This is a genomic window from Pseudomonas sp. C321 (assembly GCF_055407105.1).
This window is the reverse complement of sequence record NZ_JBUZRB010000003.1, coordinates 126067-142308: the sequence shown is the minus strand read 5'-3', so window position 1 is coordinate 142308 and position 16242 is coordinate 126067. Positions and strand designations below refer to the sequence as shown.

General features: G+C 60.9%; 14 protein-coding genes. 4 read left to right on the top strand and 10 right to left on the bottom strand.

From position 1 onward, the window contains the following. The first annotated feature begins 120 nt into the window (after positions 1-120). Entirely contained in the window at positions 121-1662 is a 1542-nt protein-coding gene (gene norR / locus ACZRJ6_RS10170) for a nitric oxide reductase transcriptional regulator NorR (RefSeq protein ID WP_463968049.1), read from the top strand. A gap of 65 nt (positions 1663-1727) precedes the next feature. On the opposite strand, the gene ACZRJ6_RS10165 is transcribed toward norR, so the two are convergent. After that, positions 1728-2627 carry a DMT family transporter gene (locus ACZRJ6_RS10165; protein ID WP_463968048.1) on the bottom strand — a complete coding sequence of 300 codons (900 nt, stop codon included), beginning with the start codon at positions 2625-2627 and terminating at the stop codon, positions 1728-1730. Positions 2628-2764: 137 nt separating this feature from the next. On the opposite strand from ACZRJ6_RS10165, the gene ACZRJ6_RS10160 reads away from it, so the two are divergent. Continuing rightward, positions 2765-3682 carry a helix-turn-helix domain-containing protein gene (locus ACZRJ6_RS10160; protein WP_463968047.1) on the top strand — a complete coding sequence of 306 codons (918 nt, stop codon included), beginning with the start codon at positions 2765-2767 and terminating at the stop codon, positions 3680-3682. On the opposite strand, the gene dacB is transcribed toward ACZRJ6_RS10160, so the two are convergent. The 9 genes from dacB to ACZRJ6_RS10115 all read right to left on the bottom strand — a co-directional run bounded on the left by dacB (position 3630) and on the right by ACZRJ6_RS10115 (position 13233). Next, entirely contained in the window at positions 3630-5087 is a 1458-nt protein-coding gene (gene dacB, locus ACZRJ6_RS10155; RefSeq protein ID WP_463968046.1) for a D-alanyl-D-alanine carboxypeptidase/D-alanyl-D-alanine endopeptidase, read from the bottom strand. The genes ACZRJ6_RS10160 and dacB overlap by 53 nt on opposite strands. Positions 5088-5175: 88 nt before the next feature. Continuing rightward, positions 5176-7608 (bottom strand): TonB-dependent siderophore receptor, encoded by a 2433-nt coding sequence (locus tag ACZRJ6_RS10150; RefSeq protein ID WP_463968045.1) that lies wholly within the window; start codon positions 7606-7608, stop codon positions 5176-5178. A gap of 113 nt (positions 7609-7721) precedes the next feature. Then, the gene (locus ACZRJ6_RS10145) at positions 7722-8711 is read right to left on the bottom strand and encodes a FecR family protein (protein WP_463968044.1); all 990 of its coding nucleotides are present in this window, start codon (positions 8709-8711) and stop codon (positions 7722-7724) included. Continuing rightward, a complete protein-coding gene (locus tag ACZRJ6_RS10140; protein ID WP_463968043.1) occupies positions 8708-9286 on the bottom strand; it encodes an RNA polymerase sigma factor in 579 nt (192 codons plus the stop codon). Before ACZRJ6_RS10140 ends, ACZRJ6_RS10145 begins: the two co-directional genes overlap by 4 nt. A gap of 7 nt (positions 9287-9293) precedes the next feature. Then, on the bottom strand, positions 9294-9620 hold the full coding sequence (locus ACZRJ6_RS10135; RefSeq protein WP_463968042.1) for a DUF3325 domain-containing protein: 327 nt from the start codon (positions 9618-9620) through the stop codon (positions 9294-9296). Beyond that, positions 9620-11191 carry a PepSY-associated TM helix domain-containing protein gene (locus ACZRJ6_RS10130; RefSeq protein WP_463968041.1) on the bottom strand — a complete coding sequence of 524 codons (1572 nt, stop codon included), beginning with the start codon at positions 11189-11191 and terminating at the stop codon, positions 9620-9622. The genes ACZRJ6_RS10135 and ACZRJ6_RS10130 overlap by 1 nt, the downstream gene beginning before the upstream one ends. Beyond that, the gene (locus ACZRJ6_RS10125; RefSeq protein ID WP_463968040.1) at positions 11188-11490 is read right to left on the bottom strand and encodes a DUF3649 domain-containing protein; all 303 of its coding nucleotides are present in this window, start codon (positions 11488-11490) and stop codon (positions 11188-11190) included. Before ACZRJ6_RS10125 ends, ACZRJ6_RS10130 begins: the two co-directional genes overlap by 4 nt. Before the next feature lie 177 nt (positions 11491-11667). Continuing rightward, positions 11668-12072 (bottom strand): HPF/RaiA family ribosome-associated protein, encoded by a 405-nt coding sequence (locus tag ACZRJ6_RS10120; RefSeq protein WP_463968039.1) that lies wholly within the window; start codon positions 12070-12072, stop codon positions 11668-11670. Positions 12073-12285: 213 nt separating this feature from the next. Then, positions 12286-13233, bottom strand: coding sequence for a LysR substrate-binding domain-containing protein (locus ACZRJ6_RS10115; RefSeq protein WP_463968038.1), 948 nt, complete (start codon positions 13231-13233; stop codon positions 12286-12288). 137 nt (positions 13234-13370) lie between these two features. Here ACZRJ6_RS10115 and ACZRJ6_RS10110 point away from each other — a divergent pair, with 137 nt between their 5' ends. Both ACZRJ6_RS10110 and ACZRJ6_RS10105 read left to right on the top strand, forming a co-directional pair. Then, entirely contained in the window at positions 13371-14747 is a 1377-nt protein-coding gene (locus ACZRJ6_RS10110; protein ID WP_463968037.1) for an L-serine ammonia-lyase, read from the top strand. A gap of 59 nt (positions 14748-14806) precedes the next feature. Beyond that, positions 14807-16102 carry a serine/threonine transporter gene (locus ACZRJ6_RS10105; RefSeq protein ID WP_463968036.1) on the top strand — a complete coding sequence of 432 codons (1296 nt, stop codon included), beginning with the start codon at positions 14807-14809 and terminating at the stop codon, positions 16100-16102. Positions 16103-16242: the final 140 nt, after the last annotated feature.

The window sequence follows — 16242 nt, the reverse complement described above, 5'->3', positions numbered from 1 at the left end:
TACCCTGTACTACTCAGTATTCGTGCCAACTAATAAATCGTTAAATATCAACTAGTTAAATTATTTGTGGTCAGTATGACTCCCAACACTTTATAGTCATTAGGACTATAAGGAGTCATTATGACTGCGAAATCTCTGCTCACCACTCTGTTGCCTCTGGTCGCCGATCTGTCCCGCGAACTACCCGAAGGTGAACGCTATCGCCGCCTGCTGCAAGCCATGCGCGCCCTGCTGCCGTGCGACGCCGCCGCCTTGCTGCGCCTGGACGGTGAATGGCTGGTGCCGCTGGCGGTGGACGGCTTGAGCGCCGACACCTTGGGGCGACGATTCAAGGTCAGCGAACACCCGCGCTTTGAAGTGCTTTTGAGCAGCCCAGGCCCGACCCGCTTCGACAGCGACAGCGAGCTGCCCGACCCCTACGACGGTCTGGTGGATGGCCTGCACGGGCACTTGGAAGTCCACGATTGCATGGGCTGCCCGCTGTTTATCGATGACCAGCCCTGGGGCCTGTTGACCCTCGACGCCTTGGACATGTCGCGTTTCGAGCGGGTCGACCTCGACGCCCTGCAAGCCTTCGCCAGCCTCGCCGCTGCTACGGTCAGCGCCGCCGAACGCATCGAACGCCTGGCCTTGCGCGCCGAAGACGAGCACCAGCGCGCCGAGATCTACCGCCAGGCCAGCGGCCAGCAGCACAAGGAAATGATCGGCCAGAGCAAGACCCACAAGCGCCTGGTAGAGGAAATCAAACTGGTGGGCGGTAGTGACCTGACGGTGCTGATCACCGGTGAAACCGGCGTCGGCAAGGAGCTGGTGGCCCAGGCCATCCACGCCGCGTCCTCGCGATCCGAGAAGCCGCTGATCAGCCTCAACTGCGCGGCATTGCCGGAGACACTGGTGGAAAGCGAGCTGTTTGGCCACGTACGCGGCGCCTTTACCGGCGCGCTGAACGAACGCCGGGGCAAGTTCGAACTGGCCAATGGCGGCACGCTGTTTCTCGATGAAGTGGGCGAATTATCGCTGACGGTCCAGGCCAAGCTGCTGCGGGTGCTGCAAAGCGGCCAGTTGCAACGCCTGGGCTCGGACAAGGAGCATCAGGTGGATGTGCGCCTGATCGCCGCCACCAACCGCGACCTTGCCGAAGAGGTGCGCAACGGTCGTTACCGTGCCGATTTCTACCACCGTTTGAGCGTGTACCCGCTGCAAGTCCCGGCCCTGCGCGAGCGTGGTCGTGATGTGCTGCTGCTGGCCGGTTTTTTCCTTGAGCAGAACCGCTCACGCATGGGCCTGGGCAGCCTGCGCCTGACCAGCGATGCCCAGACGGCGCTGGTCGCCTATGCCTGGCCGGGCAATGTGCGCGAACTGGAACACCTGATCGGCCGCAGCGCCTTGAAGGCCTTGGGCAATTGCCGGGAACGGCCGAAAATTCTCAGCCTGAGCGCGGCGGACCTGGACTTGCCGAACGTGTCTGCGCCGCTGATCGACGAACAACCAGAGGTGCCGAACGTCACCGGTGACCTGCGCCTGGCCACCGAAAACTACCAACGCCAGGTCATCAGCGCCTGCCTGGAACGCCACCAGCACAACTGGGCCAGCGCCGCCCGTGAACTGGGGTTGGACCGGGCGAACCTGGGACGGATGGCCAAGCGGTTGGGGATGAAATAAAACGCGTATTGCCGATGCTGCCTTTGTGGCAAGGGAGCTGGCCAGATCGTCACAACAAGTCCGATCTATGCTGCCGCCCTGGCGACAATCACCGCCGGTTTTGGCTTACGAAACACCAACACATTCCCCAACATCACCAGCACCAACCCGCCCAGCGCCGGGGCCGTCCACTGGTAGCCTTCAACAAAGGCCGAGACGTTCAGCGCCACCACCGGGAACAGCACCGTGCAATAGGCCGCGCGCTCAGGCCCCATGCGGCCGACCAGGGTCAGGTAGGCGGTGAAGCCGATCACCGAGCCCGGAATCACCAGATACAGCAGCGAACCGACATAACGGGTGTTCCATTCCATATCAAAGGGAATGCCCTGGACCACGCAATACATCGCCAGCATTGAAGCGCCATAAGCCATGCCCCAGGCGTTGGTGGTCAGCGGCTTGAGCCCGGCCTTCTGTTGCAGGCTCGACAACATGTTGCCCGCCGAGAAACACATCGTCCCCAACAATGCCAACCCCAAGCCAAGCAAGGTTTGCGGGCTGGCGGTGTGCCCCACCAGTTCCGGCCAGAACAGCAACCCCAGCCCCAGCAAACCAAGACCACCCCCCATCAACACATTGCGGGCGACTTTCTGGCCGAAAAACACCCGGGAGTTCAGCGCGTTCCACAGGGTCGCCGTGGAAAACACCACCGCCACCAGGCCGCTGGGAATCCATTGGCTGGCCGTCAGGAAGCACATGAAGTTGACGCAAAACAGGCACAAGCCCTGGGCCAGGCAAATCAAGTGCCCACGCCGGTTCATGACTTGCAGTTTGCGACTGAGCAGCAACATCACAAACAACACCAGCGCCGCCAGGCCGAAGCGATAGACGATGGACACGGGAATGGCCACCACGCCCAGTTGCAGCTTGAGGGCGATCCAGGTCGTACCCCAGATCAGCACGGTGAGTAAATACAGGGAAAGGTTCATGGCGGGCTCCGGTGGTTGAGCCACAGTGTCGCCCTGCGCGCACCTGCAGCTCTTGCACATTCTTGCGCTTTTGTCGGCTGACGGGATCACAGCGCCAACTGCCCGGAGTAGGATGCGAGTCGTCAGAGAGTACGAATATGCCGCCACTGGAAACCCTGCAAGTCTTTCAAGCCCTGAACCGCTCGCCCAATGCTCGTCTTGAGCTGAGCGCTGAGCTCGGTGACGGCTTGTCTGCGGCTTTGTGGAGCAACCAACACGACTCCCAGAACTATGAAGCCCCTAGCCATCACACCTTGTCCTGCTACGTGGGCGGTGGCACCGGGACCTTTCGCCGCGACCAGCCTGGTACCAAGGGCGGCCCCGACAAGCTGTGCATTCTGCCCGCCGAACACCAGTCGGCCTGGGTGATCAACGGCGAGATTCGCCTGGCCCATGTGTATTTCAGCACCGAGCAATTTGCCTTGGGCTGCGTCACCCTGCTGGACCGCGACCCCCGCGAACTGCAACTGCGCGAAAGCACCTTTCTTGAAGATGCCCGCCAGGCTCAGCGCTTTCACCAGTTGATCAGCCTGAACTGGCAGGAACCCGCCGAACGCCTGCTGACCAGCAGCCTGGCCCATGAAATGCTCAGCCACACCTTGCTCAGCCAGGTAGGCCTGCGGGATGGGTTGCGTTTAAAAGGCGGGCTGGCCGCCCATCAGCGTCGGCAGTTGGTCGAGTACATCGAGCATCAACTGGCAGAGCCCATCAGCCTGGGGCAATTGGCGAGGTTGTGCGCGTTGTCGGAGTACCACTTTGCACGGATGTTTCGCGCAAGCTTTGGCTTACCGCCCCATCAGTACCTGCTGGCCCGTCGCGTGAGCCGTGCCCGCGAGCTACTGCGCAGCAGTTCACTGGCGTTGGGTGAAATTGCCCTGGCCTGCGGGTTCTCCAGTGCCAGTCACTTTACCAATCGGTTTCGCCAGGCCATGGCGGCGACGCCGGGGGAATATCGCCAGGCGTTCAATCCGACCACTGCGCCAGCGCGACGGCCAGTCGATCTTCCAACGCCTTGATGCGCGCGCCATCGACCACATAATTGTTGGTCACCATTGAAAACACCAACCGCCGCCCTTCTACATCAGTGATGTAGCCGGTCAACGACGACACTGCGCCCATCGAGCCGGTCTTGGCGTGCAGGTTGTTGTCCGCCGCTGTGCCCCGCAAGCGATAACGCAGGCTGCCGCCGGTCATACGATCCTGGCTGCCGGCGATGGGCAGCGCGTTGTACCAGGCGTCGAACCACGGCTGTTTGCCCATGGCCAGCAACAGGTCGGTAAGGCTCTGCGACGACACCAGATTGCGCCGGGACAGGCCCGAACCGTCGACCTGATTCAACGTCGTCGGGTCCAGCCCCTGGCGTTTCAGGAAGTCCGCCACCGACACCACACCCGCAGCCGCCGAGCCAATATTGGCAGTCTTGCGGCCCATGGCCTTGAGCAGTGCTTCGGACATGCTGTTGTTGGAAAGCTTGAGCAATGGCCTGATCAATTCCTGCAACGGCGCCGAGTCATGCACCGCCAAAACGGTAGCCGTCGTCGGGCTGCCAGCGCCTATCACGCGCTTGCCCTGGACCGTGATCCCCTGCTCCGCCAACGCCCGTTCAAACAGATTGGCCACCAACTGCGTCGGCTCCCAGACGCTGACCCATTGCCGACTTTGTTTCCCTGGCGCCAGTGCGCCACCAAGACGTAGCAGGTTGGTGCCGTGCTGGCGATTGAGGCCATAGCTGTTACCCGATCCGCTGACCGCAAGGTTGTTGATCTGTACGTAATCGGTAGACGGGCTGATAGCGACGGTCACTGGTTGGCCGAGCGCTATCGGCGCCTTGGCCGTGATGATCAAGGTACCCGCATCAAAATCAGCATTGGGCGACACTGTCAGCGCCGAAATCTGCGCGCCGTAGTACTTGCCTTCATCGTCACAGGCCCAATCGGTGCCCAGGCGCTCGGCGTCGAACCAGGTGTCGTCGAACACCAGATCACCCTGGATCTGCTTGATACCCTGCCCGGCCAGGCTGGCGGCCAAGGCCTGGTAATCGGCCCACTGGATGGTTGGGTCGCCGAGGCCGCGCAGGTAGAGATTGCCGTTCAAGCGATCGCCCTGTTGGCGGCCGTTACTTAATAGCTGTGTGGAAAACCGATACTGCGGACCGAGGACATCCATCGCCGCGGCCGTAGTCAGCAGTTTGAGGCTGGAGGCCGGGGTCAGCCGGCTGCGAGGGTTGTGCTGATACAGCGTGTTGCCGCTGCGGGCATCGCGCACCATCAGCGAGACAGTGGCGCCGTTGAGCGCTGGATCGGCCAGCAACTGCTCAAGCGCCTCCTCAGTGGAAGGTTTCGACACTGTGGCGCAACCGCCCAGCAGCAAGCTCAATCCCACCAGCATGCTGCTGGCGTGCATCCATCGTCCCAACTGCATTGGTGTTTCCCGACCATCATCAAAAACGGCCACGCTAGCAGCTCAACAACCTTGTGGCGAGCCCGCTCGCCACAGGTTGTCACTTGTCTTAGAACTCCAGGGTGCTGGACACCGATACCTGCCGCGCATCGCCCATGGACACGAACAAGCGGCTGACCGCCGAGGTGTAGTAAGTGCGGTCGAAGATGTTCTTCACGTTGAGCTGGAGCTTGACCTTCTGCCCTTCGACCTTGGTGTCGTAGGTGGCGAAGGCATCGGCCACGGTGTAGCCCGGCAGGTCGAAACTGTTGAGGGCATCGCCGGCTCGCTCGCCGACATAGCGGGCACCGGCGCCGACCCGCAGCTGGTCGCCGCCGACGAGGGTGCCGAAGTCATACACCGCTGATACAGAGCCGGTATTTTTCGCCACGTTCTGCAGGCGTTTGCCTTGGTAGGTCGGGTCTTCGGTCACCTCGGCATCCGTGTAAGCGTAACTGCCGATCAGGCTCCACTGGTCGGTCAACTGGCCGCTCAGGTCCATTTCCAGGCCACGGGAGCGCACCTTGCCGGCGACGCTGTAGATTGAGGTCGCGCCTTCGACGACGGACACCAGCACGTTGCGCTTGTCGATATCAAACAATGCCGCGCTGGCGGTGATGCGACCCGGCATATCGAGCTTGGCGCCCAGCTCCCAGGACTTGGACTCCTCCGGGGCGATGCTGCCGTCGATCACGCTCTTGTTGCCCAGCGGGGCGATGGTCGAGTTGGGTTTGAACGACTCGGTGTAGCTGCCGTAGAACGACAGTTCGTCGGTGTAGCGGTACACCAGCCCGGCGCGAGGCACCCATTTCTGGCCGTTGCTGTCGGTGTTGGCGGTGAATGGGCGACCTTTGCCGGCGTATTGGTCGTACTCCTGGAAGCGCGCCCCGCCCACCAGAATCCACTGCTCGGTGAGGTGGATGGCGTCCTGGAAGAATACCGAGTCACTGCGCAACAGATCGGTCTGGTTGCTGTCCGGCGCACTGACGGTGCTGCCGGCGACTTCACGACCATAGACCGGGTCGGTGTAGCTGAAGGTGCTGCGGCTGGCCTGGCGAATCAGGTCGGCACGGTAGATCTTGCGGTACTCGTCGTCCAGCCCGAACACCACGTCATGGCGCATGCCCAACACGTCGACCTTGCCTTCGAGGCTGGCGGTGGTGAAGCGGTCAGTGGTCAGCGCGCCCTGGGTGCCGTCCATGCTGCGGGTCAGGGTGCCGTTGGCGTTGACCTTGCTCACGCGCACCTGGCTGGCGTCGTAGGTTTCGCGGTTCCAGCTGTAGCCGAAGTGGGCTTTCCAGTCGTCGTTCAAATCGTGATCAGCTTCGAAGCGGTACAGGTCGGAGCGGCCTTCCATGTTGTTGAACGGCTCATCCAGGCGGCGAGTCGCCGGGATGTCCAGCGGATGGTTGGTGTTGGGGTCAATGGCAGTGCCACGGTCGAACGGCGAGAGAAATTCGCGGTGCTCGTAGGCCAGCAGCAGCTTGGTGCTGTCGCCGTACCAGGCCAGGGACGGCGCGACCAGGCTTTCGCGGTGGGTGCCGTAGTTGCGCCAGTAGTCTTCGTCTTCATGGTCGACGATCAAACGGTAGGCCAGGCCAGTGTCGCCGATAGGGCCGGTGGTATCGAGGTTGCCACCGCTGCCATTCTTGCCGTCACCGAAGGTCGAGCCGCGCACGGTCAGGGCCGTGGATTGAGTGAGTTCAGGCTTCTTGCTGACAATATTGACCACGCCGCCGGGGTCTTGGATGCCGTACAACAACGAGGCCGGACCCTTGAGCACTTCCACGCGTTCGGCGGTTTCATTCAGGGCACGCCCCTGCACCACGGGCATGCCGTCGCGCATGATCGAGCCGTTACGGTTGTCGCCAAAGCCGCGCAACATCACCGCGTCCTGGGTACTGCCCAAGGTGTTGGATTGGGTGATGCCGCTGATGTTGGCCAAGGCATCGTCGAGGTTGCGCGGCAGTTGGTCGCGCATCACCTGGGCCGGTACCACGTTGACGGTTTGCGGAGTTTCCAGCAGCAGGCCGTGGGAGCGCATCACCGAACTGGTGGGCGGCGGCTGATAACTGGTGGTGGCTTGCTGCTGACTGTCACCGCTGATGGTGGTGGCACCCAGGTTTACTGCGCCTTCGGTGGGCAGCGGTTCGAGGGCCAGGGTGCGGGCGTCGATCTGGCGGAAGGTAAACCCCGAGTTGCCCAGCAAACGCTGCATGGCCTGGGTTGCGCTCATCCGGCCACTGACTGCCGGGGCTTTGAGGCCGTAGGGTGCTTCGTCGGTATAGACCACGCTGATGCCGGTGACGCGACTGAAATCGCTCAAGGCCTGGGGCAACGGCTTGGCCGCCAAAGCAAAGCTGAACAGCGCACTCTGCTGCTCAGCGTCCGCCGCCCGCGCCACGCTCAAGGGCAACAACGCCAACCCCGAAACCGCCAATATCGAGGCTCCCAGCCATTGTTTAACCGAACCGCGTGTCGTCGACTTTGCCCTGGACTTCATGGTGAGAACCCGTGTGTAAAAACGCTGTTAATGCGAATTAATCGCAGTTTCAAACACTACACGGATGGGCGGTGGGTTTACCTCACGGGAATTTGAAAATAATTTCAAAACCCTCAGCGCAGCACAACTACCCGCCCCAACACATTGTGCTGCTCAAACCCAAGCACCGCTTGCAACGCATTGAGCACCGCCTGGGGGTCTTTGCTCGGGAAGCTGCCGCTGACCCGTCGGGCGCCGAGTTCGTCGTTGAGCAACAGGATTCGGCCTGGGTAATAGCGCGCCAGATCCTTCACCACATCGGCCATGGGCGTCTTGTAATAGTTGAGCCAGCCGTCGCGCCAGGCCAGGCGGGACTCGCTGTCAACGGCATGCAGCTCATCGGCGATACCGGCGGCGTAGGCCACTTGCTGGCCTGCGGTGAGCATTTGTTGGGTGCCTGTCTTGGATGGCGCAACACCAACGCGACCGGACAACACCGTCACCTCGGCGCCCGCCGGTTGCAGGCGCACTTCAAATTGCGTACCCAAGACCCGCGTTTCGCCGCTGCCCGCTTCGACCACGAAGGGTTTCCCGGTGTGGGTCACGTTGAAAAAACCGGCGCCACGGCGCAGCTGAATATGACGCTCACCGTGACTGAAATCCACGGTAATGGCGCTGTCGGCATCGAGGGTGACTTGGGTTTGATCCGCCAGGGTGACGGTTTTGACTTCGCCGGTACCCGTGACGTAATCGGCGCCAAAGTCATCGACCCAGCGCCCTGGCTGCCAACCGGCACCGACAGACACCATCAACAACAGGCACGCGGCCATGGCCAACGCCCCAGACCAACGGCGCACGCTTGAGCGCTTCGCACGGTTCATCGTATTCAGATAACCCTGCAACGCCAGAGCCTCTTCATCCGCCAGTTTGCTGGCCGGCACTTCACTCAATTCCCACAGCACCTGGGCCTGGGAGTAGGCCTCGACGTGGGCCGGGTCGGCACGCAGCCAGCGGCTAAACGTAGCTTGGTCGCCACTGCTGGGCTGGTCATGCAGCAGGCTCAGCCAAGCGAGTGCGGCCTGTTCCTGGTCAGGCGTCGGGGTGACGCGGACAGTGCTGATCACGGTGCTTTCCCTGGCAAGCGCGGAGGCGACGATTCCCGCAGGCTGGCTTTGCAGGCGTCGAGGGCACGCATCATATGTTTTTCCACTGCACTTTGGGACAGGCCCATGGCCTTGGCAATTTCGGCGTACTTGCGACCGTGGATGCGGTTAAGCAAAAAGATCTGTCGCGTGCGCTCCGGCAAACTACGCAAGGCGGCTTCGACCTGACGCAGGTCGTTGCCAGCTTCCAGGGCAGCCTGGGGCTCGCAACCGTGATGGTCTGGTTGCTCCGGCAACCAGCCTTCATTGCCGCGCACCCGCGCGCCTTCGCTGCGTAAATGGTCGATGGCGATGTTGCCGGCGCAGCGCAGCAGGTAGGTGCTGAGTTCTTCGACCTGCACCAGCGGCCGGCGCCAGAAGCGCAGGAACAAATCCTGCACCAGGTCCGCTGCCGTCGCCCGACATCCGACGCGACGGCTGACCAACGCTTCCATCTGCGAGCGCTGGGACAGGAACACCTGCAGAAAATGCGCGCGCCCGCCGGTCGATTCAGCGTGCTGACGATCCTGGGATTCGGGCGGCGTGGTGATCATCATAAATTGCTCAGAACGCCGCGAAGGCTGCGACGGGACTGGCCAGCAGACCAACGCCCGCGAGGATCAAGGCCAGCCTTGGCCGATACGGCAACAGCAACACCAGCAGCAACGCACTGAGCATCAGCACTGCGCACCACTCCACCAGGCCCTGGCCCCAACCAGCCACCTGCACCGCTGGCCAGATTGACACGATCAATAGCAACCAGCCGCCGCCCCGTAGACACAAGCGCCGACGAGGCGAGGGTTTACTGTGCAGCAACTCGCCGTGGTGGCGATCCGTGGACAAACACAACGCGCTAAACCCGGCGTAACACAGCAACAGTGCCAGCAGCATCAAGTCACCTCGCCCTTGAGGGTCAACGGGCGGGTGCGCAGGGTTTTGTGAGCGACCGTGCGCCGCTGCATTTTCCAGGCGGCCCAGGCGAGGAACACGCCACTGCCCAGGCACGTCAAGTCAAAGCCGGCCATGGCCCAATCGCCCTTGGCCAGAGACACGCCCAGGTGCTCGGTGGTAGTCAGCGCGTTGAGCAACGGCACGGCGATAAACAACAAGGCGGCCAAGCCCAATTGCTCGACCCAGGCCCGGCGACCGCGACGCACGATTGCGTGCAACAGCGTCAGGCCCCAGGCGATAAAGAAACTCTGCACTTCCCAGTCCGAACGCTCGGCGAAGCTTACCGGCAGCAAGCGGTTGGCCCAGAAAAAGGCGGCGATGGCGATCATCAGCCCAGACATGCTGGCAATGTTCAGCACTTCAACCAGGCGCAATTCAAACGGCATCACACCGGTATTGGCGTGCTTGAGTTGGCGCTTGCCCAGCCAGAGCACCAGCCCGGTGCCGATCATCGCCGTGCCCGCCAGGCCAAAAATAAAGTACAACCAGCGCAACACCGGGCCGGCGAAATGGCCCATGTGCAGGCCATAGAAACTACCGCCGATGGCCATGGGCAGGGATTGTTCTGCGCTGACCTTGAGCATCTCGCCAGTCACGCCATTGAAGGACACAGTGCTGCCGAAGTCATGCACCACCCGGTCGAAACCGGCGCGAAACACATTGACCGAAGCATTCACATCACTCGGATTGTTCACCCCCAGCCGCCCAACATGTCCACCCGCCCACTGCGCCCGCGCCTGCTCCACCATCGGCCCCAAGGGCAGCAGTTGAGCCGGTTGGCCGAGGGCCGGGGCGTTGTTGGTGGCCGGGAATACATCATTGAAAAATGCCCGGGTGTCGTCGCCGTAGGAAGCAACGATGCTCGCTGGCATAACCATGCTCATGAAAATCACCAGGCTGCTGTAGGTGATCATCAGGTGGAACGGCAGCACCAACACGCCCACCGCGTTATGCCCGTCGAGCCAGGAGCGCTGGCCCTTGCGCGGGCGGAAGGTGAAGAAGTCCTTGAAGATTTTCTTGTGGGTGATGATCCCGCTGATCAGCGCGATAAACATCACCATCGCGGCAATCGTCGACAGCCAGCGGCCCCAGGGATGTGGCATCTGCAACTGGAAGTGGAAGCGGTAGAAGAACTCGCCGCCCATGCTTTCCCGTGCCTGGATTTGATTGCCTGTAACCGGATCGAGGAGTTTTTCGATGAAGTTGCCGCGCCTGCCGGGGTCAACCTTGTCTTGCCACCTCACGGACAGGCCTGGCTCGCGGCTAGTGGGCAAGTTGATAAACCAACGGGCGGCGGTGGGCGCCTGTTGTTGCAGATAGTTTTGCGCCAAGGCCAGGCTGCGGGCGTCATCAATGGCGTGCGCCTGCACTTCCGGTTGCATCCAGTGGGTAATTTCGTCCTTGAAATAGGCCAGGGTGCCGGTCAGGAAAATCGCGAACAGCAGCCAGCCGAAAATCAATCCACTCCAGGTGTGCAACCAGGCCATGGCCTGACGAAATCCCTCTTTCATGGTCGGGCCATCCAGTACGCCAGGCCCGCCAGGGTGGCCAACACCGCACTGGGCACCAACACGCCAAACCAGGCGTGGGTGGCTCTGCGGCAGGCAAAACACCAGATCACCACCAGCAGGTAGAACACGAACGAACTCAGCATTCCGCTGACCACCGCATCGACCCGGGACAGCGGCAGCCACAAGCTCATGCAGACGCTGGCCAGGGATGCCAGCAAGTAACCACCCACGACAGCCGCCAGCAACCGCGACGTCACGCCGAGACGGTAGGAAAGAGGGAGTGATGCTTTGCTTTTCATGCCTGGAGCGCCTGATTCGTCAGGGCGCGAGTCTAATGATAAATATTCTCATAAGCAAAAGAGAACGGATGAAGCGCCGGTATACGTGCAGACGTCGGTGGCGTTCTAAAAGCCAGAACGAAAACGGGCCTGCATTGGCAGGCCCGTTTTCATTGGGGTTGAAAAAAGTGTCAGCTATCAGCTGTTAAGCGTAGCTTGTTCGTTTTCCAGGAATTCCTCTTCAAGCGCGGCCTCATTGACCGCTTTATCCGGCGCGCTCTTGGCACGCGGTTTACCCTGAATTTTGCCGAACAGATGGTCCAGCGCACGTTCCAGCTTGACGGCTGCCCCATCGATCGCCTGTTCCAGCGTATCGGCTTTATGGGAGACCGAAAGCGGTTGATGGCCCTTTGGTCGTGCTTCCAGTTGGCAACTCAAATCGTGTGGACCGGGCTTGTCGCCGTTCTCATCGCGCAGGTAAACCTCGACGCGGGTCAGGTCCTCTTCATAACGTTCGAGCGTGCTCTCAATGGTAGTACGTACCCACTCCTCCAGTCGGATGCTGCTTTCAATATGGTTATCGCTATTGACTAGGATTTGCATAGTTTTTCCCTTATTTCAGCTAGCTCGCGAGAGATCACAAATTGCAACACCGATGCGGTGAAACCATGACCTCTTGATTACACAATTGAGCAGACCGAGGAACAATTCAAGCCCTTGGCAAAGATAAATTCCACATTACAAATTAAGTCTGACAACAACCAAAAGCACTGTTAGGGTGGGGAGTTGGTTACATCTTCTTACGTTCCCATTTCCTTACAGTTGCCCCTCGCTCAAGGGGTTCAATGCACAAAAAATCCCCGCCTCCTCCACCAGCCAGTCATGCATCTCACGTACGCCTGGATGGCTCAGCGCGCCCGGCGCATACAGCAGCATGTAACGTTTGTGATTAGGCACGGCGATGCCGAACGGTACGATCAAGGTGCCGCGCTCCAGTTCATCATTGAGCAAGGTTCGCCGGGCAATGGCCACGCCCATGCCCGCGATGGCGGCTTCGATGGTCAGGTGGTTGCGGTTGAAGGTATGCCCGCGCCGGGCATCAGCCGCGTCATGACCAATAGCATTCAGGTAAAACTCCCACTCCGCATATTCATAACTCCCACGCCAGGCAGTGATGTCGTGCAGCAGCGGGAAATGCACCAGGTCTGCCGGGCCGTGCAGCGGCGGCCGGCCGCGCAACAAGCTCGGCGCGCACACCGGAAAAATCTGTTCATCCAGCAGGGGTGTGGATAACAAACCGGGATAGCTGCCGTCATTGAGATCGATGGCCAGGTCAAAGTCGCCCTCGTGCAGGGCAATGCTGCTGTCTTCGGCCACCATGCGCAGTTGAATATCCGGGAAGCGCTGCTGCAAACGCGGCAGCCTTGGAGTCAGCCACTTGCCAAGAAACGACGGAATCGAGCGCAGGCGCAAGGTGCCGCTGATCATCCCGGCGTCCAGGCGCTGCAGCTCGGCATCGATGTTGCCGTAAGCCTCGCCCACGGTAATCGCCAGTCGCTGCCCTTCGGTCGTTAACTCAACACCGCGTGCCCGTCGATGAAACAGACGAAAGCCCAGGCGCTCCTCCAACTGGCGAACCTGCTGGCTGACCGCACCCGGCGTGATGTGCAGTTCTTCGGCACAGCGGGTGAACGACAAATGCCGGGCTGCGCAGGAAAACACATGCAACCAAACGTAAGTCTGGGCATGCAGAGGACGGATCATAGGGTTTAGTCCTGCTAAAGGGTGTCTTAGGATAAGTCGTTGGTCAGTGCAGGGCTAGAGGGACACTATCGCGCCAATGCCGCTGGTCCTACAAAACATGGCAGCGATTCCTACTCCATTGATTGTAAGGCTTTAGCATGGCTATCAGCGTTTTCGACCTGTTCAAGGTGGGTATCGGCCCGTCCAGCTCTCATACTGTCGGTCCGATGCGGGCAGCGGCGTCCTTCGCCCAGGCCCTGGTTGACCAACAATTGCTGGATGAAACCCGACGGGTGGAGATCCGTTTGTATGGCTCTCTCTCCGCCACCGGCGTTGGCCATGCCACCGACCGCGCGTGCGTGATGGGACTGATGGGCGAATGGCCCGACAGCATCGATCCCACCTCGATTAGTCCACGCATCCAGCAGTTGCGCGAGTCTGGTCAATTGCAGCTCGCCGGCAAAACGTCGATTGCCTTCAACTGGCAACACGACCTCCTGCTGCTGGATGAAACCCTGCCCTACCACCCCAACGCCATGTCCCTGCACGCCTATGGGAAAAACGGCTTATTGAGCGAGCAGACGTACTACTCGATAGGCGGCGGTTTCATTATCGAAGCGCAGGAAGCTGAATCAGGCATTGCGCCCACCAGCGATGTGGAATTGCCCTACGATTTCTCCAGCGCCGTCGAACTGCTGGCCTTGTGCAAAAAGCACGGCCTGCGGGTTTCCGAACTGATGATGGCCAACGAACGGGCCTGGCGCAGTGATGCCGATATTCGCAGCGGCCTATTGCATATCTGGTCGGTGATGCGCGAGTGCGTCGAGCAGGGATTGCGTCACGAAGGCATCTTGCCTGGCGGCCTGGACGTGCCACGGCGCGCGGCGAAACTGCACCGCAGTCTGCTGGAAATCGGCAAACCCAATGTCATCACGTCGACGTTGTCGGCGATGGAGTGGGTCAACCTGTTCGCCCTCGCCGTCAACGAAGAAAACGCCGCCGGCGGGCGCATGGTCACCGCGCCCACCAATGGCGCGGCCGGGATCATTCCGGCGGTGCTGCATTACTACATGAAATTCAACGCCGAAGCCTCTGACGACGACGTGATCAATTTCTTCCTGGCAGCGGCGGCCGTCGGCATTCTCTGCAAGAAAAACGCCTCGATCTCCGGCGCCGAAGTCGGCTGCCAGGGCGAAGTCGGCTCGGCCTGCGCCATGGCCGCCGCCGGCCTGGCAGACATACTCGGCGCATCCCCCGAACAACTGGAAAACGCCGCCGAAATCGGCCTGGAACACAACCTCGGCCTGACCTGCGACCCGGTTGGCGGCCTTGTCCAGGTGCCATGCATCGAGCGCAACGCCATCGCCGCCGTCAAAGCCATCAACGCCACCCAAATGGCCCTGCGCGGCGACGGCAAACACTTCATTTCCCTAGACCGGGTGATCCGCACCATGCGCGACACCGGCGCCGACATGCACGACAAATACAAAGAAACTTCACGGGGCGGCTTGGCCGTGAGCTGGGTGGAGTGCTGAGGAGCATTCCCTAACCGCCCCACGTGAGCCCGCGTAAAAACAATAACGAGGCAATAACGATGACCGATGGACGTACACCCGCTGCCGAAAATTCCGCTGTAGACCTGACGCCAACCACCGTTACAACAGGCTGGAACAAACACGACACTACCTGGATGCTCGGCCTGTACGGCACCGCCATCGGTGCCGGCACCTTGTTCCTGCCCATCAATGCCGGAGTCGGCGGCTTCTGGCCGTTGATGGTGCTGGCATTGCTGGCCTTTCCGATGACCTTCTTCGCCCACCGTGGGCTGACGCGCTTTGTATTGTCGGGCAAATCCGGCGACATCACCGAAGTGGTGGAAGAACACTTCGGCATCGGCGCCGGCAAGCTGATCACCCTGCTGTACTTCTTCGCGATCTTCCCGATCCTGCTGGTGTACAGCGTGGCACTGACCAACACCCTCAGCAGTTTCATGGAACACCAACTGCACATGACGCCGCCGCCCCGGGCGATCCTGTCGCTGGCGTTGATCCTTGGCCTGATGGCCATCGTGCGTTGCGGCCAGGGTGTGATCGTCAAGGCCATGAGCGTGTTGGTCTACCCATTCGTCGCCGCCTTGCTGTTACTCGGCCTGAGCCTGATCCCCAACTGGAACGGCGCATTTTTTGCCTCCGCCAGCGAAGGCATGTCATTGCCGCTGTTCTTCAAGACCCTGTGGCTGGCGATCCCGGTGATGGTGTTTTCCTTCAACCACTCGCCGATCATCTCCGCCTTCGCCGTCGACCAGAAGCGCGTCTACGGCCCTCAAGCCGAGCGCAAAAGCAGCGGCATCCTGGCCATCGCCCACTGCATGATGGTGCTGACGGTGATGTTCTTCTGCTTCAGTTGCGTACTGGCGCTGTCACCGGCCGACCTGGCAGCGGCGAAAGCCCAGAACATTTCGATCCTGTCCTACCTGGCGAACCACTTCCAGACCCCGCTCATTGCCTACGCCGCGCCGTTGATCGCACTGGTGGCGATCACCAAATCCTTCCTGGGCCACTACATCGGCGCCAGCGAAGGCTTCCAGGGCCTGATCGTCAAATCCCTGCGCAGCCGTAATAAAACCCTGTCTTCCCGTTGGCTGGAACGCTGCACCGCGCTGTTCATGATCCTGACCTGCTGGGCTGTGGCGACCTTCAACCCGAGCATCCTGGGCATGATCGAAACCCTGGGCGGGCCGATCATCGCCTGCCTGCTGTTCCTGATGCCGATGTACGCGATCCGTCGAGTGCCATCTTTGCGCCAGTATTCGGGCCAGGTATCTAACGTGTTCGTGGTGTTGATCGGGCTGATTGCGCTGTCTGCGATCGTTTTCTCGTTTATGCCCTGAAACGGATCACCCCTGAAAAGGCGGGCCTCAGGGCTCTCCTTTTTTATACCGCAATGTCGAGGCGGCGCCTTATACGGCACGCCCCTTGCTGTACAGCTACTGAGGAAAACGGACGTTGTGAAAACCTCAGCGAGTGAATG

Bases quoted from the DNA above. Each gene is read 5' to 3' on its own strand.
- norR (WP_463968049.1), top strand. From the start codon at position 121: ATGACTGCGAAATCTCTGCTCACCACTCTGTTGCCTCTGGTCGCCGAT.
- ACZRJ6_RS10165 (WP_463968048.1), bottom strand. From the start codon at position 2,627: ATGAACCTTTCCCTGTATTTACTCACCGTGCTGATCTGGGGTACGACC.
- ACZRJ6_RS10160 (WP_463968047.1), top strand. From the start codon at position 2,765: ATGCCGCCACTGGAAACCCTGCAAGTCTTTCAAGCCCTGAACCGCTCG.
- dacB (WP_463968046.1), bottom strand. From the start codon at position 5,087: ATGCAGTTGGGACGATGGATGCACGCCAGCAGCATGCTGGTGGGATTG.
- ACZRJ6_RS10150 (WP_463968045.1), bottom strand. From the start codon at position 7,608: ATGAAGTCCAGGGCAAAGTCGACGACACGCGGTTCGGTTAAACAATGG.
- ACZRJ6_RS10140 (WP_463968043.1), bottom strand. From the start codon at position 9,286: ATGATGATCACCACGCCGCCCGAATCCCAGGATCGTCAGCACGCTGAA.
- ACZRJ6_RS10135 (WP_463968042.1), bottom strand. From the start codon at position 9,620: ATGCTGCTGGCACTGTTGCTGTGTTACGCCGGGTTTAGCGCGTTGTGT.
- ACZRJ6_RS10130 (WP_463968041.1), bottom strand. From the start codon at position 11,191: ATGAAAGAGGGATTTCGTCAGGCCATGGCCTGGTTGCACACCTGGAGT.
- ACZRJ6_RS10125 (WP_463968040.1), bottom strand. From the start codon at position 11,490: ATGAAAAGCAAAGCATCACTCCCTCTTTCCTACCGTCTCGGCGTGACG.
- ACZRJ6_RS10120 (WP_463968039.1), bottom strand. From the start codon at position 12,072: ATGCAAATCCTAGTCAATAGCGATAACCATATTGAAAGCAGCATCCGA.
- ACZRJ6_RS10115 (WP_463968038.1), bottom strand. From the start codon at position 13,233: ATGATCCGTCCTCTGCATGCCCAGACTTACGTTTGGTTGCATGTGTTT.
- ACZRJ6_RS10110 (WP_463968037.1), top strand. From the start codon at position 13,371: ATGGCTATCAGCGTTTTCGACCTGTTCAAGGTGGGTATCGGCCCGTCC.
- ACZRJ6_RS10105 (WP_463968036.1), top strand. From the start codon at position 14,807: ATGACCGATGGACGTACACCCGCTGCCGAAAATTCCGCTGTAGACCTG.